The 15261-nt window shown below is 65.6% G+C and carries 14 protein-coding genes; 7 read left to right on the top strand and 7 right to left on the bottom strand.

Annotated features, from left to right (window positions below; genetic code table 11):
- Positions 1 to 712: 712 nt before the first annotated feature.
- From LH400_RS16675 to LH400_RS16660, 4 genes are all read right to left on the bottom strand, one after another.
- On the bottom strand, positions 713 to 1516 hold the full coding sequence (locus LH400_RS16675) for an outer membrane protein (RefSeq protein WP_229153983.1): 804 nt from the start codon (positions 1514 to 1516) through the stop codon (positions 713 to 715).
- A 202-nt stretch (positions 1517 to 1718) separates the two neighbouring features.
- Positions 1719 to 3362, bottom strand: a complete 1644-nt coding sequence (locus LH400_RS16670) for an AMP-binding protein (protein ID WP_229153982.1) — start codon at positions 3360 to 3362, stop codon at positions 1719 to 1721.
- 363 nt (positions 3363 to 3725) lie between these two features.
- On the bottom strand, positions 3726 to 3884 hold the full coding sequence (locus LH400_RS16665; RefSeq protein ID WP_229153981.1) for a DUF3309 family protein: 159 nt from the start codon (positions 3882 to 3884) through the stop codon (positions 3726 to 3728).
- Between the two features lie 96 nt (positions 3885 to 3980).
- Positions 3981 to 4178 carry a DUF3309 family protein gene (locus LH400_RS16660; protein WP_229153980.1) on the bottom strand — a complete coding sequence of 66 codons (198 nt, stop codon included), beginning with the start codon at positions 4176 to 4178 and terminating at the stop codon, positions 3981 to 3983.
- Between the two features lie 185 nt (positions 4179 to 4363).
- Here LH400_RS16660 and ispG point away from each other — a divergent pair, with 185 nt between their 5' ends.
- Positions 4364 to 5632, top strand: coding sequence for a flavodoxin-dependent (E)-4-hydroxy-3-methylbut-2-enyl-diphosphate synthase (ispG, locus tag LH400_RS16655; RefSeq protein WP_229153979.1), 1269 nt, complete (start codon positions 4364 to 4366; stop codon positions 5630 to 5632).
- Positions 5633 to 5724: 92 nt separating this feature from the next.
- Positions 5725 to 6726, top strand: a complete 1002-nt coding sequence (locus tag LH400_RS16650) for a lytic transglycosylase domain-containing protein (RefSeq protein ID WP_229153978.1) — start codon at positions 5725 to 5727, stop codon at positions 6724 to 6726.
- Positions 6727 to 6843: 117 nt separating this feature from the next.
- On the opposite strand, the gene LH400_RS16645 is transcribed toward LH400_RS16650, so the two are convergent.
- The gene (locus LH400_RS16645) at positions 6844 to 7740 is read right to left on the bottom strand and encodes a polyprenyl synthetase family protein (RefSeq protein WP_229153977.1); all 897 of its coding nucleotides are present in this window, start codon (positions 7738 to 7740) and stop codon (positions 6844 to 6846) included.
- 182 nt (positions 7741 to 7922) lie between these two features.
- Between LH400_RS16645 and mtgA the strand changes: the two genes are divergently transcribed.
- Complete coding sequence (gene mtgA / locus LH400_RS16640) at positions 7923 to 8609, top strand: monofunctional biosynthetic peptidoglycan transglycosylase (RefSeq protein ID WP_229153976.1); 687 nt, start codon at positions 7923 to 7925, stop codon at positions 8607 to 8609.
- 225 nt (positions 8610 to 8834) lie between these two features.
- Positions 8835 to 9020, top strand: coding sequence for a 50S ribosomal protein L32 (gene rpmF / locus LH400_RS16635; RefSeq protein WP_229153975.1), 186 nt, complete (start codon positions 8835 to 8837; stop codon positions 9018 to 9020).
- 201 nt (positions 9021 to 9221) lie between these two features.
- Here the strand turns inward: rpmF and phaR are convergent, their stop codons facing one another.
- The gene (gene phaR, locus LH400_RS16630) at positions 9222 to 9833 is read right to left on the bottom strand and encodes a polyhydroxyalkanoate synthesis repressor PhaR (protein ID WP_229153974.1); all 612 of its coding nucleotides are present in this window, start codon (positions 9831 to 9833) and stop codon (positions 9222 to 9224) included.
- 317 nt (positions 9834 to 10150) lie between these two features.
- Here phaR and LH400_RS16625 point away from each other — a divergent pair, with 317 nt between their 5' ends.
- The 3 genes from LH400_RS16625 (at position 10151) to LH400_RS16615 (ending at position 12940) form a co-directional block, all read left to right on the top strand.
- On the top strand, positions 10151 to 11335 hold the full coding sequence (locus LH400_RS16625) for an acetyl-CoA C-acetyltransferase (protein ID WP_229153973.1): 1185 nt from the start codon (positions 10151 to 10153) through the stop codon (positions 11333 to 11335).
- 271 nt (positions 11336 to 11606) lie between these two features.
- Positions 11607 to 12332: an acetoacetyl-CoA reductase gene (gene phbB, locus LH400_RS16620; RefSeq protein ID WP_229153971.1), complete on the top strand. Its 726-nt coding sequence runs from the start codon at positions 11607 to 11609 to the stop codon at positions 12330 to 12332.
- 251 nt (positions 12333 to 12583) lie between these two features.
- Positions 12584 to 12940: a PepSY domain-containing protein gene (locus LH400_RS16615; protein ID WP_229153969.1), complete on the top strand. Its 357-nt coding sequence runs from the start codon at positions 12584 to 12586 to the stop codon at positions 12938 to 12940.
- Positions 12941 to 13024: 84 nt separating this feature from the next.
- Here LH400_RS16615 and LH400_RS16610 read toward each other — a convergent pair whose 3' ends face one another.
- Positions 13025 to 15196 carry a DUF1217 domain-containing protein gene (locus LH400_RS16610; RefSeq protein ID WP_229153967.1) on the bottom strand — a complete coding sequence of 724 codons (2172 nt, stop codon included), beginning with the start codon at positions 15194 to 15196 and terminating at the stop codon, positions 13025 to 13027.
- Positions 15197 to 15261: the final 65 nt, after the last annotated feature.

The raw sequence follows: 15261 nt of genomic DNA, 5'->3' as shown, positions 1-15261 counted from the left end.
GGCGCCGGTGAGCCGCAGCTCCCACCCCAGCCTTCCGGCGATATCGAGACAGACCGATCCCGTCCTGCGCGGCGCAATCGTGAAAGGGGCGGCCACGCGGAGAGAGCACGTGACCGCCCGCCCCTGCCTTGCGCCCGCGCATTGACGCAGCGTCACTTCGATGAGGCAGGCTTTGCACTTTTCGTCACGGATGTGACGGCGTTTCCCTTCGGTCGCCGCAGCGAATCGGGGGGCCACGACGACCACGGGGCGCTCTCCCGTGGCCGTCCACCATGACCGCCCGTCCCGCGCGCGTAACCGGGTGAGGGTCACGGCGCGGGCATATTGCATTCCGGGGTGCGGCCGACGAATGATATTTTCACAACGCTAAGGGATTTATTCGCGTTGGCGGGCGGCGGCTCTAAACGGGCAAGTCGGCTCCGAGCCGGCGAAAAGGGCCCGCGATCGGCGGATAATCGAGCGAGCGGCCAAAGGAGCGGCGGCATCATGGATGACAGGCGCATCCTGGCGCGCCCCCTGTTCGGCTCGCATTTCTACGGGGCGAACACCCAGGCATCCGCGGCCCGCGGCGGAAGACCTCCTCAAAATCAAGCGCGCCGAAGCGGACTATCGGGCGGTCGCGCGTGGATGGACGTTGGGGTGCTCGGCTTTTACGGCCGGCAGGTCCCGGCCGCCATGTCACGCGCCGCGGACCCTGCCGGAAACGTCTCGCCTACCAGAGCGAATAGCGAAGGCCCGCCGTGATCGTGTGGCGGTCGAAGCCGTCGTCCTCGCCGTCGATCTGGTAGGTCGTCTGGCTGTTGGGGAGACCGCCGCGGATGGCCGTCGCCGAACCGCCATCAACATTGAGGTAGCGATAGCCGACATCGAATTTGAGGTTCTTGGAGACGTCGTAGGCGACGCCCGCCATGACCGAATAGGCGAAGCGCCAGTCTGCGTTGTCATCGGCGAAGAAACTGTTCAGCCCATCCCCGCAGGAAATGCCGCTATAGCTGCAGGTCGAATTGTATTCCAACCGAACGCCGCCGACGCCGGCGCCCACATAGGGCGTGAAGCCGACATAGGTGCCGAGGTCGGCATAGGCATTGCCCATGACTTCCAGTCCCTTGGCCGAGGTCCTGACCTTGAAGTCGCCGAGCCTGGCGTCGCCGATGTCCTGCTTCCAGTAGCCGAGCGTGACATCGCCGCGCAGATAATCGGTGAACTGATAGCCGATGCCGCCCGACCCCGTGACGCCGGACTGAAGCTTGAGCCCGTCATAGGAGCCGGTCGCGAGGATGCTGGTGCCGCTCGGATCGACAGAGCGGAGCTCGTAACTCGAGGGCAGGTCGGTCTGGAAGTCGTAGGCGACGTCGCCGCGCAGGTACCAGCCGGTGCCGATCTCGACGGGCTGGACCTCCGGCACCGATTCATAGAGCGGCGCGTCGTAGATCGGCGGAAGGTCGGCCGCCATCGCACCGGTGAAGGCGCAGGCGGTCGTTGCCGCGCCGATCGTCATCATCTTCAACAGTCTCATCGACCCGCTTCCCTCGCCTGATCCGGCCGGAAGCTGCCGCCCGAAGCGACGCTTCCCTCGGTCAGGGACCATCGCAGCGAATCGTTAACGCTCGATTAACCGTGTTTCTTAACCGGTTGAGAGACTTCGTTCCGGAACTCCGAACCCGCCGCGAGCCGAGGGCCCGTCAGAGCCTGCGGCGCACAGGCGACGCGAGGGGGCCTTATTCCGCCGCCTCTGCCGCGCCCGCCTCACGCTCCGCCATCTCACGGAAGACGCGGCGGATGATCTTGCCGCTGGTGGTCAGCGGCATCTCGGTCACGAAGGCGATCTCGCGCGGATATTCATGCGCCGACAGCCGCTCGCGGACGAAGAGCTGGATCGCGGCGGCAAGGTTCGCGCCCGGTTCCGCGTCGTCGGCCGGAACGACATAGGCCTTGACGATCTCGGTGCGTAAGGGATCGGGCTTGCCGACGACGGCCGCGAGCTTCACCGCCGGATGCGACAGGAGGCAGTCCTCGACCTCGCCCGGCCCGATCCTGTAGCCGGCCGAGGTGATGATGTCGTCCTCCCGCCCGACAAAGGCGACGAAGCCGTCCTCGTCCATCACCGCCTCATCGCCCGTCATAAGCCACTCGCCGCGGAATTTGTCGGCCGTCGCCTGAGGGTCGTTCCAGTAGCCGAGGAACATCACCGGGTCCGGCGCCCTGACGGCGATGATACCGGTGCGCCCGGCGGGAACGGGCTGGCCGGCCTCGTCGAGGATGGCGACCCGATGGCCCGGAACGGGTTTGCCGATCGCGCCCGGGCGGGAGACGCCGAAGGCGGCCGAGGAGCCGAGCACCATGTTGCACTCGGTCTGGCCGTAGAACTCGTTGACGGTGAGGCCGAGCGCCTCGCGCGCCCACAGATAGGTCGCGCGCGGCAGCGTTTCGCCCGCCGAGCCGATCGTTCGCAGATCGAGCGCCCGCACCGCCTCCCGGGTCGTCGCCGCCTTCATCATGCGCAGGGCCGTCGCCGGCAGGAAGGCATTGCGTACGCCTTGCCGCGCCATCAGTGCGAAGGTCTCCTCGGCGCTGAAGCGCTCGCGGGTGAACACGACCGGCACGCCGAAGAGGAGCGAGGGCAGAAGCGCGTTGAGGAGACCGCCGGCCCAGGCCCAGTCGGACGGCGTCCACAGCCGGTCCCGCGGCTTCGGAAAACCCTCGTGATGGAACTGCATCCCAGGCAGATGGCCGAGGAGCACGCGGTGACCATGCAGCGCGCCCTTGGGCGGGCCGGTCGTGCCGGAGGTGAAGATGATCAGCGCCGGATCGTCCGGGGTCGTGTCGGCGTCTTCGACCGGTTCGTCGGGTTCTGCGAGTAGCGCGTGGAAGTCGAGAAGGTCCGCCCGTTCGGCCCCGACGGCGACGATCTGCCGAAGCTCCGGAAGGTCATGGGAGACACCGGCAAGGGTCGGCAGGCCGCTTCCCTCGATCACCAAGAGGCTCGCCCCGGCGGCCGCCATGCGAAAGCCGAGCGCGTCCGGCCCGAAGCGCAGCGCCAGCGGCACGGCGACGGCGCCGAGGCGGTAGACCGCGAGATGGGTGATCGCCGCCTCGAAGCTCTGCGGCAGGACGATCGCCACCCGGTCGCCACGCTTCACGCCCCGCCGGGCGAAGGCGGCGGCGAGGCGGCGCGAGCGCTCCGACAGATCGCCATAGCTGAGCGTTGCCGGCGGCAGGGCGCCGCGATCCTCGATCAGGCACAAGCGATCGGGTTCGCGTTCGGCCCAGCGGTCGGCACAGGCCTCGGCGATGTTGAATCGGGCGGGAAGGTTCCACGCGAACCGGTCGTAGAGTGTTCGGTAGTCGCCGGCGTCGATCACCGCCGGCCCCCGCTGATTGCCGCCTCTGCGAATTCATCTGCCGATGGCGTATTCCGGCAAGGGTCCCGCCGAACGGCGACGCCGCGCTGTGCCATGCGTCCTCCTGACACGAAATGCCCGCGCAACGGCCTGTGCCGATCTTCATATGCGCGAGGACAAGAGCATGACTCATTGCGCAATCTGCGCAGCGCAACAAGACCCGCGGCACCGCAGCATGCGCTCGCCACTCACTCTATGGACTCAAGAGAAGTCCTTGGCCGAAGCATCCGCTCCGATCCCGGCGCCGGACATGACAACGCCGCGCCGAGGGTCACTCGGCGCGGCGCTGCGTTGATCAGAAGGCTGGTCGCGGTGGCGGACCGCTCAGATACGTCCAAGCAGGAGCAGGATCAGGACCACGACCACGATCAGGCCGAGAATGCCCGAAGGACCGTAGCCCCAGCCGCCCGAATAGCCCCAGGTCGGCAGCGCGCCGATCAGGAGCAGGATGACGATGATGAGGATGATGGCGCCGACGCTCATGACGTTTCCATTCGTTGTTTGTCTAACAGTCGCCTCACAAACCGTTGAAGACGAATTCAGTTCCCACCCATGCAAAAGCGTGCATCGAGTCGCGGCTCAGCGCGGGAAGGAGACCGCGTTCTGCGGCGGGCCGAAACCGCCGATCGCGACATAGACCGCAATGATCACGAAGATGATGCCGAGGATCATGGTCGGCCGGTAGCCCCATCGCCGGGCATAGGGCCAGGCCGGCATGACCGCGATCAGCGCAATGAAGACTAGGATGACGACGATCGGCCCGTATCCGACGGCCATGGCGCAACTCCCTGAAGGTTTGTCCTGTCGGGCCTCGACATAGAGGGGAACTCACGCTCGGCGATCGGACCCCTGTCCCGTCATCGGAACGCCATAGCCGCGTGTTCCGATTGACAAGCTCGGCGAGGGGCGCCACCTCGCTGTCGGAACGTCGTTGCCCGCCGAGGCATCAACCGGAAGCCGCCATGACCATCCAGACCCCCATCGACACGATCGAGGCCGATCCCGCGCCGCGCAAGAGAACAGTTTCCGTCGACGTCGGCGGTGTTCTCGTCGGGGGCGACGCGCCGGTCGTCGTACAGTCGATGACCAATACCGACACGGCGGATGTGGACGCGACGGTCGCGCAGGTGGCGGCGCTCGCGAAGGCCGGTTCCGAGATCGTCCGCATCACCGTGGACCGGGACGAATCCGCCGCCGCGGTGCCCAGGGTGAAGGAGCGGCTCGATCGGCTGGGCGTTACCGTGCCGTTGGTCGGCGACTTCCACTATATCGGCCACAAGCTGCTGGCCGATCATCCGGCCTGTGCCGAGGCGCTTGCCAAATACCGCATCAATCCCGGCAATGTCGGCTTCCGGGACAAGCGCGACAAGCAGTTCTCCGCCATCGTGGAGATGGCGATCCGCTACGGCAAGCCGGTCCGCATCGGCGTCAATTGGGGCTCGCTCGACCAGGAGCTCCTGACCCGGTTGATGGACCAGAACAACGCGCTGCCGCAGCCGCTCTCGGCCCGGGCCGTCACCCGCGAGGCGATCATCCAGTCGGCGCTCCTGTCGGCGCAGCTTGCCGAGGAGATAGGTCTTGCCCGCGACAGGATCATCCTGTCGGCCAAGGTCAGCCAGGTGCAGGACCTCATCGCCGTCTACCGCGACCTCTCCCGCCGCACCGACCATTGCCTGCATCTCGGCCTCACCGAGGCGGGCATGGGCTCGAAGGGCATCGTCGCGTCCTCCGCGGCGATGGGCATCCTCCTGCAGGAAGGCATCGGCGACACGATCCGCGTGTCGCTGACGCCGGAGCCGGGCGGCGACCGCACGAAGGAGGTGCAGGTCGCACAGGAACTCCTGCAGACCATGGGCTTTCGCCAGTTCGTCCCCGTCGTCGCCGCCTGCCCCGGCTGTGGCCGCACGACCTCGACGGTGTTCCAGGAACTCGCCGAGAAGATCCAGTCGGACATCCGCGAGAACATGCCGGTCTGGCGCGAGCGCTATCCGGGCGTCGAGGCGCTGAACGTCGCGGTGATGGGCTGCATCGTCAACGGGCCCGGCGAATCCAAGCACGCCGATATCGGCATTTCGCTGCCCGGCACCGGCGAGACGCCTGCGGCCCCGGTCTTCGTCGACGGCAAGAAAACGGTGACGCTGCGCGGCCCGAACATCGCGGCCGAATTCCAGGCGATGGTCGCGGACTATATCGAGCGACGTTTCGGGTCCGACCGCGCCGCGGCGGAATGAAGCGGGGCGACTGCCAGCCAACACGCATAAGCGCCGGACGCGCGGCCCTGCCGCTGCTCGCGAGCGCGCTCCTCGCACTGGCGCCGAGCGCCTTGGCCCAGACCGTCGGTCCAGAGCCGGCCGCGGTTCCCGGGATGGTCCTGCCGGCGATCCCCTTTCCGCCGAGCCCGCCCGCGCTCGAAGGCGTGAACGAGCCGCCTTCCGCAGGCGCCGACACCGGCTCCGCCGGCGCCACCGACGATACCGCCGGGACAGGCGTCGAACAGATCGCCGCCCCCGTCCCGAAGACGGACGATACGCCGTTGCAGCGGAAAACCGCGGCGCCGACCGCGCGCGACATCTGCCAACTGATCGGCAAGGACGCCGAAGCGGTCGGCATGCCGAAGGACTTCTTCGCCCGGCTGATCTGGAAAGAGAGCCGCTTCGACATCAAGGCGGTCTCGCCCGTGGGGGCGCAGGGCATCGCGCAGTTCATGCCCTATACCGCGGTGGAACGGGGCCTAGACGACCCCTACGATCTCGAATCCTCGATCCGCCATTCCGCGCAATATCTCGCCGACCTTCGAACCGAACTCGGCAATTGGGGTCTCGCGGCGGCGGCCTACAATGGCGGGATCAACCGGGTGAAATCCTGGATCGCCAATGGCGGCTACCTGCCGGCCGAGACCGAGAACTACGTCGCCGCGATCACCTTCCGGCCGGCGGACTGGTTCAAGGAAGACGGCCGCGAGGTCGAGCATCATCCGCTCGACGACGAGCTCGAATTCCTCGACGGCTGCGCGCAACTCCCCATCATGAAGACGCGTTCGGTCTTCGGCTCGCTTGCGGATGTCGACAGCGCGCCGATGAAGCCGTGGGGGGTCCAGGTGGCCGGCAACGAACGTCAGGCGGTGGCCATGCGGATGTTCGCCCGCGTCCAGTCGGCCTTTCCCTCGATCCTCGGCGACATCAAGCCGATCGTCACGCGCACGCGCACGAGCCCGAGACGCCGCATCTATGCCGTCAGGATCGGCGCCGACACGAAGTCCGAAGCCGACGCGCTCTGCAACCGGCTGCGCGGCGCCGGCGGCTTCTGCATCGTCATGAAGAACTGACCCCGCGCAGATCCGCGCGGGCCCTGCGACGTCCGGCGGATCTTACGAAGTGCCGGAGTTCGAGACGCTCAGCCGCCGCGCGGCGGCAGGCCATGCCGGGTCGACGCGATCACCAGATCAGTGCTTGCGCCAGACCACGAAGCGCGCCGCTTCCAGCAGGAGCTCGGCCCTCTCGCCATAGGGCTCCAGCAGCTCCTCCGCCGTGCTCTCGAGCGCGTCGAGCCGGTCCTGGAGCGCGCGCCGGCCGTAGATCTGTCCGAGCGTGCGCTTGCCCTTGGCCTGATCCTTGCCTGTCGCCTTGCCGACGACCTCCGCCTCGCCATACTCGTCGAGCAGGTCGTCCGCGAGCTGGAATGCGAGGCCGATCGTGTCTCCGAAGCGGCGAAGCCGGGCGCGATCGTCGTCGCATGCCCCGGAAAGAAGCGCTCCCGCCTCGCAGGAGCAGCTGATCAAGGCGCCGGTTTTCATCGCCTGCATGCGGGTGATCTCGATCTCGGAGCGGCTGTCGCCGGCCTGGATGTCCAGCATCTGGCCGCCGACCATGCCGGGCGCCCCGCCGCGCTTGGCCAGGAGCACGACGAGGGCCGCGCGTGCCTCCGCCGGGATCTTGTCGCACGAGGCGATGAGGCCGAAACTCAGAGTCAATAGCGCGTCACCAGCCAGGATCGCCGTCGCCTCGTCGAAGGCCTTGTGCACGGTCGGCTTGCCGCGCCTGAGATCGTCATCGTCCATCGCCGGCAGATCGTCATGGACGAGGGAATAGGAATGGACGCATTCGAGCGCCGCGCCGACCTGCATCGCCGCCTTCGAATCGCCCGAGAACATCTTCGCCGTCTCGATCACCAGAAACGGCCGCAGGCGCTTACCCCCGTTCAACACGCCGTGGCGCATCGCACCCAAGAGTTTTTGCGGAGTTCCGGCCACCAACTGATGCGATTGAAGAATGTCATCGAGAAAAGCGCCAACCGCCTTTGCAGTGACCGCGAGTTTTCCCTCGAAATCCGCCGATTTCATCTTCGTTCCGTCTCCCAGCATCTAGTCTCAATTTAGGAAAGCAAGCGAACAATCAGCGGAACCTAATGTCGCCAGCAAGGCATTGCGAAAGGTTTCTACCACCGATAAGTAAAGACGATCCTTCCTGCGGGGAGGCATGCGAAAGTCCCCGCCGAGGCAGACCGAGCCGGATGTTTAGACGAATGCTGCGTATTTTGACACGGGTCGCCGCAGTGCTCGTCCTGCTCGCCGCGATCCCGCTGGTCCTGACGCCGGTCTATGCCTTGCGCCTCGTCCATCCGATGTCGACGCTGATGCTCTACGACCACCTCACCGGCCAGCCGGTCGAGCGCGACTGGGTGGCGATCGAGGATGTTTCGCCGGTTCTCCTCCACTCGATCATCATGTCCGAGGACGGCCAGTTCTGCCGGCACCACGGGGTCGACTGGGGCGAAATGCGCGAAGTCGTAAACGAAGCCCTGGCCGGCGAGGAAACCCGCGGCGCCTCCACGATCACCATGCAGACGGTGAAGAACCTCTTCCTGTGGAACAGCCGGTCCTTCCTACGCAAGGGTCTGGAAGTGCCGCTGGCGATCTATTTCGATCTCGTCCTGTCGAAGCGGCGGATCATGGAGATCTACGTCAACATCGCCGAGTGGGACGAAGGCATCTACGGAATCGATGCGGCGAGCCAGCACTATTTCGGCAGATCCGCCGCGCAACTGACGGCGCGCCAGGCCGCCCTGATCACCGTCACCCTGCCCGCGCCGGATGCACGCAATCCGGGCAAGCCCTCCTCCGGACTGAACCGGCTGGCGCGGCGCGTCCAGCGTCTTGCGTCGCGCTCCGGCGCCTATGTCGGCTGCGTCGGCGATCCGCAAAAGGGCTGAGCGCGCGTCCAGGCCCCTTCCAATTCGGCCGAAGCTTTGCTATGGGCACCTGGAATTCCCGTCATGGCGAGGCCTTGCGGCGGCTCTTGGTCGACCGATCGGCATTGCGACGCGAATGCACCGAGTCATCGGAAGCCATGCTTCCGTGGGCCCGGAGCACCCCGGACAATCGAGATTGCCCGGCCGCTGGCTTTCCGGCGAGCGGCGGGCCAAATGGAGCAGGACATGGCCGTACCCAAACGGAAAACGACCCCGTCGAAGCGCGGCATGCGCCGTTCGGCGGACGCGCTGAAGGCGCCGACCTACATCGAAGACAAGAACTCCGGTGAGCTGCGTCGGCCGCACCACATCGACCTGAAGACCGGCATGTATCGCGGCAAGCAGATCCTGACGGTCAAGGAAAAGGCGTAAGCCCGATCCGGCGCCGCGGCATTTCGCCGAGCGCCTCTCCCGCAGCCGCAAGGCCAGCGTGGAGAATTCGAAAGCCGGGTCCTTCGACGGGAGCCGGCTTTTCCTTTGCTATGTCGTTCCGTCTGCCCCACCGGCGCGGCGGCGAAACCGAGGCCGGACGGGATCACCCGGTGGCCGAACGCCCGGCGAATTGGCGGCCGGTCAGCTCTCCTTGCGCGAATCGATCGCTTCAAGACGCTCCTGCATGCGCTGCAACTGGTCGCGCATCGCCTTCAGATCGTCGTCGCGGCTGTCCGTGCTGGCTCCCGCTCCGCCGGAATGGCCGCGATCATTCGTATCGCCGGCCTCTCCCATTGCGCCGGCCATGAACGGGTTGAACATCACCATCGCCTGGCGGAACATTTCGGTGTTGCGGCGGACCTGCGCCTCCATGAGCTTCATCGGGGTCTGGGTGATAGGTCCCGTCACCTTCTCGCGGAAGCTCTCCTGCTCCTTGGCGAAGGCGCTCATCGTCTGCTCCAGATAGGCCGGGATCACCATCTGCATCTGGTCGCCGTAGAAGCGGATCAGTTGCCGCAGAAAGGCGATCGGCATCAGGTTCTGCCCGCCCTTGTTCTCCTGCTCGAAGATGATCTGGGTCAGCACCGAATGGGTGATGTCTTCGCCGCTCTTGGCATCCTGGACGATGAATTCCTCGTTGTTCTTCACCATGGTCGCGAGGTTCTCGAGCGTGACATAGGTGCTGGTGCCGGTGTTGTAGAGCCTGCGATTGGCGTATTTCTTGATTACCGTCACATCCGAATCTTTGGCCATTCCTCACCCCTTGACCTGTGCGAACACGCGGGCGGTTCTGCCACTCGCAAAACTCTCGCTGCGCCGCATAAATGATAGGCACAAATCGCGCCGCATTCCAAATGCTTCCGGACGGGCCCACTGGAATCCAAGGCATTGCGGCCTGCCGGGCCGGGTTCCGCCTTCCCCGCGCTGCGGAATCGACGGCCGATCCGCCGGCTTCCCAGGCGACCGGCTCCGTTTGACAGGCCCGAGCCAGCTTTGCGACAAAGGTGCGGAAGTCATCCGGCCGCCCTATATTCTCCGGACGGTCCTGCTCGCACTTGAGGGAATTCGTCATGAACAACGGACAGTCGGTCGTCATCGTCGGTGCGGCGCGCACCCCCGTCGGGGCCTTCAATGGCGCTTTCGGCAGCGTGCCTGCCCATGAACTGGGCGCCACCGCCATCAAGGAGGCGCTCGCCCGCGCCAAGGTCGACGCGGCCGAGGTCGACGAGGTGATCATGGGCCAGATCCTGACCGCCGCCGAAGGTCAGAACCCGGCCCGGCAGGCGGCGATGGCAGCCGGTTGCCCCAAGGAAGCCACCGCCTGGGGCCTGAACCAGCTCTGTGGCTCGGGCCTCAGGACCGTTGCGATCGGCATGCAGCAGATCGCGATGGGCGATGCCAAGGTGATCGTCGCCGGCGGCCAGGAATCGATGTCCATGGCCCCGCATGCCCAGCATCTGCGCGCCGGCCAGAAGATGGGCGACCTGAAGCTCGTCGACACCATGCTGAAGGACGGGCTGATCGACGCCTTCAACGGCTATCACATGGGCAATACGGCGGAAAACGTCGCCCGGCAGTGGCAGCTGACCCGCGAGATGCAGGACGAGTTCGCGGTGAAGAGCCAGAACAAGGCCGAAGCCGCGCAGAAGGCCGGTCGGTTCAAGGACGAGATCGTGCCGTTCACGGTCAAGGGCCGTAAGGGCGACACCGTCGTCGAAGACGATGAATACATCAAGCACGGCGTAACCCTGGAAGGCATCTCCAAGCTGCGTCCCGCCTTCGACAAGGAGGGTTCGGTGACGGCGGCGAACGCTTCCGGCATCAATGACGGCGCTGCAGTGACCGTCCTGATGAGCGAGGCCGAGGCCGAGCGGCGTGGCCTGACGCCGATGGTGCGGATCGTCTCCTGGGCGACGGCCGGCGTCGATCCGGCCATCATGGGCACCGGCCCCATCCCGGCTTCGAGGAAGGCGCTGGAAAAGGCCGGCTGGTCGGTCGACGACCTCGATCTCGTCGAGGCCAACGAAGCCTTCGCCGCGCAGGCCTGCGCGGTCAACAAGGACCTCGGCTGGAATCCCGACATCGTCAACGTCAATGGTGGCGCGATCGCGATCGGCCATCCGATCGGCGCTTCGGGTAACCGCGTTCTCAACACCCTGCTCTTCGAGATGCAGCGCCGGAACGCCAAGAAGGGCCTCGCAACGCTCTGCATCGGCGGCGGCATGGGCGTCGCCATGTGTTTCGAGCGGATGTGATCCCAGCGCTGCCGCGGGAGAACAGAGCTGGCCTTTCGGCAGCATTCGCTCTTACGGCATGACACATTTATTCGCGGCCCGGCGGTTCGAAAGGACCGCCGGGCCGCGGCCTTTTTGGCCGCCGGCTCGCTTTCGCGGCGAGCGCGGCGGCATTTTTGTCGGGCCGAGGGGTGACCAACCTCCCGCCGACGACATAAACAAGGTGAGGCTCTGAGCCGGCTACGCTTCCGGCTGCAATGTGTGGTGGAGCCCGAACCAGGGAGGAGACATCATGGCCAGAACGGCAATCGTGACGGGAGGAACGCGCGGCATCGGCGCGGCGATCTCGATGGCGCTGAAGGCGGCGGGACATCAGGTGGCGGCGACCTATGCCGGCAATGACGAGAAGGCGAACGCCTTCAAGCAGGAAACCGGGATCGCGGTCTACAAATGGGACGTCGGCTCCTACGACGCCTGCGCCGAAGGCATTGCCAAGGTCGAGGCCGAGATCGGGCCGGTCGACATCCTGGTCAACAATGCCGGCATCACCCGCGACGCGATGTTCCACAAGATGACGCCCCAGCAGTGGCAGGAGGTCATCAACACCAATCTCTCCGGCCTATTCAACATGACCCGGCCGGTGTGGGATGGCATGCGTTCGCGCAGCTTCGGGCGGATCATCAACATCTCGTCGATCAACGGCCAGAAGGGCCAGGCCGGCCAGGCCAATTATTCCGCCGCCAAGGCCGGCGATATCGGCTTCACCCGGGCGCTCGCCCAGGAGGGCGCCAAGAAGGGCATCACGGTCAACGCGATCTGTCCCGGCTACATCAACACCGAGATGATGGCCACGATTTCCGAGGACGTCATGCAGAAGCACATCCTGCCGCAGATCCCGGTCGGCCGGCTGGGCGAAGCGGACGAGATCGCACGCTGCGTCGTGTTTCTCGCCTCGGACGACGCGAGCTTCATCACCGGCTCGACGCTTTCGGCCAATGGCGGCCAATATATGGGCTGAGCGCCGGTCGCAGGGCCGGGTTGCGAACGCGGAGCATGGGGCACGCCTCAGGTTCCGCGCTTCCGCAACCGCAGCCCGGCCGCCCAATACCGTCGATCATCTTTTCGCCATAAAGTGAAATGGCTGCGGCCATTTACCGTTCCTTGGTCGCTCGGAGACCTGGAACCAAAAATCGTCACCGTTGTTGTCTCTCCAGAAAGCATCCGGGGCATTCGTCCTGAATGCAACTATATCTCCCAGGGAGAGAGACGATGACGAAAAGAATTTTCACTTACGGTGCACTCACGGCGGCGGCGATCGCCCTCGCCACCCCTGCGCTCGCGCAGGGTATCCAGATCGGCAAGGACGGCATCCGCCTTGTGCCGAACGAGCAGACCCAGGAGCGGGACTATCGCGACCGCGACCATCGGGGCCACGATTCCCGCGCCGAGCGGGACGAGGTGTCCGAGCGCGAGGCGGTGCGGATTGCCCGCCGTCAGGGCGTGCGGGACGTCGATTCCATCACCAAGACGCGGCGGTCCTACCGCATCGCGGGGATCGACAGGCGCGGCGACGATATCCGCGTCGACATCGACCGGCGCAGCGGCGAAGTCCTGTCGGTCCGCTGACGCAACTGCGAATGTGAAATCTGAAGGGCTGCGGAGCTTGGCGCTTCGCAGCCTTTTTTCATGGCCCCGCCCAGCTGGTGAGCCTCACAGGATCCCCGCGATGCCGGAAGAGCTCGAGCCGCCGAGGATGATGGCGGCCGGGGAGGACGCGGCCGAGCTCGCGCCGGAAGTCAGGTCGTACATTGCCAGGAAGCGGCTGACGAACTTCTCCAGCTGCCTGGGATCGTCGAGACTCGCAAGGTCGAGCCTCTTGTCGATCGTCGCCTTCTGCAACTCGATGTCGCTCTGGCTGGACTCGCTCGGGATCCCGAGCGCCGTCTGCACCACCGACAGGAGCGCCGGGTCGGCGAGGATCTCGTAGCTGTTCTTCAGATCCGGCGCCTTGCGCTTGAAATAGAGCGCCAGGCGAACCCCCTCGTTATCGTTGCCCGCTTCCTGTTCCAGCATCTGCTGCAAATAGAAGTCCTGCGTCTTGATCAGATTGCTAACGGTCTGGACCTCCTGCTTGTCGCGCTGGATCTCGCCGCCGGTGGTGAAGGTGAAGGCGGCTGCGAATTCCACGAACCGCTTGTCGTTCCTCACATTGGCCGCGCTCTCGGGATCACTGAGGTCGCTGGTCAGGATCGCTTTCAGGTCGTCCTTCGAAAGCTTCGCCTGATCGAGGCCGTAGGCCTTCAGGGCATAGGTCAGGATGGTATCGTTCGAGACGAAGTCGTCGATCGTGGCGACGGAGGACAGCGCGGCCTTGTAGTCGGCGGTTTCCGCCTTCGCCTTGGCGAGAGCCGCCTTGCTCGGATCGTCACCCAGGAGCTCGGCATAGCGGTTGGCGGTTGCGACCTGGCTCGCCTCGGTCTGCGGCAGGCGCTGACTGGCGACCTTCCCCTTGTCGTCGAAGTTGAAGGCTGCGGCAAGGTGGACATAGCGCTCGTCGCGGAGCTGGCGGGCATAGCTCTTGGGATCGGACGGATCGCTCTTCAGGACCCGCATGATCTTGGTGTAGCTCTCGGTCGCCGGGTCGAGGTCGAAGGCCTTCAGCGCATAGCTGTAGACCGCGCTGCTCGCCATGAAGCCGGTGACGCTGCTCAGCGCGGCGACGCCGGCCTTGAACAGGCTGGTGCTGAGCGTATCCTTCTGCCGGATGACGTTCTGATAGCGCTCCAGATAGTCGTCCGTCGTGGCGGTGATCATTTCGGTGCTCTGTGCGCCGCCCGCCGCGGCATTGCCCTGCGTATCGAAGGTGAACATAGCCTGGAGGGCCTTGAACTTCGCCTTCCGCTCGATGTCGGAGCCGGTCGCCTCGGACATCTTGTTGAGGACGCTGTCGGGATCGGCGAGATCGCTGGTCAGGACCTGCCAGACAAAGGTCGAGGAGGTCGTCAAGGAGTCGAGGCCGACGGAGGTCAGCGCGACGTCGAGAAGCCGCGCATCCCCCACGAAATCGTCCGCCGTCTGCACCTGGCCGATCTGCGCCTCGTAATAGCTGACCTGATAGCTCGCCGCCTGTGCGGTTGCCGCAAGCCCCTTCGCCTGAAAGTAGCTATAGACGGTGCCGTTCGCCTGTGCGGCTGTCTGCAGCCCGCCGGCCGGCGCCGAGCCGTCGGCATTGAAGGGCAGCATGTCGGCGAGCTTCAGATAGCGCGTGTCGCCGTTGGCGGCCGGCGCATCCGCCGCGTTCGAGGTCAGCACCTGCCGAATGAAGCTTTTGGAGGTGATCGCTGGATCGATCCCGACCGAGGCGAGCGCGACGCTGTAGATTGCGCTGTCGTTCAGGAACTGATCGACCGAGGTGACGCTGCCGATCGTGCCGACATAGTGGCTGGCGTTGAACGCCTGGGCCTGCCCGGCCCGCACCCGGTATTCCGAATAGGCCTCGGTGGTCAGATCGCTCTGCGCGGCCGACTGGGCGGTGAGCGTCTTGTCCACCGAAGACGCGGCGGGAAAGTTGAAGGCCTTGGCAAACTCGCGATAGCGGTCGTCCGACAGCTTGTTGGCAAAGCTCTTGGTGTCGCTGAGGTCGCTCTCCAGCACCTTCTTCATCAGCGCCTTAGAGTAGATCTGGTCTTCCAGACCATAGGCCTTCATCGCATAGGAGTAGAGCCTGTAATCCCCGAGGAAGTCGTCGACGGACTTCACCTCGCCAATATGCGCGTTGTAGTATTCCGCCTCGCGCTTGGCGACCGGATCGGCCGCGACGCGGTCGAGCGAGCGCTGCATGTCGCTCGAATAGAGCTGGTAGGTGACGAAGGTCGACAGCATCTGTGGCGGTATCCGAGGTCGGGTCGCGCCGCGCGCCAAGGCCGGCGGGCGACGCATGGGGGCTC

Origin of the sequence: Jiella soli (assembly GCF_020615385.1) — a bacterium.
Lineage (GTDB): Bacteria > Pseudomonadota > Alphaproteobacteria > Rhizobiales > Rhizobiaceae > VKMB-3413.
This window is presented reverse-complemented; position numbering and strand designations above follow the sequence as displayed.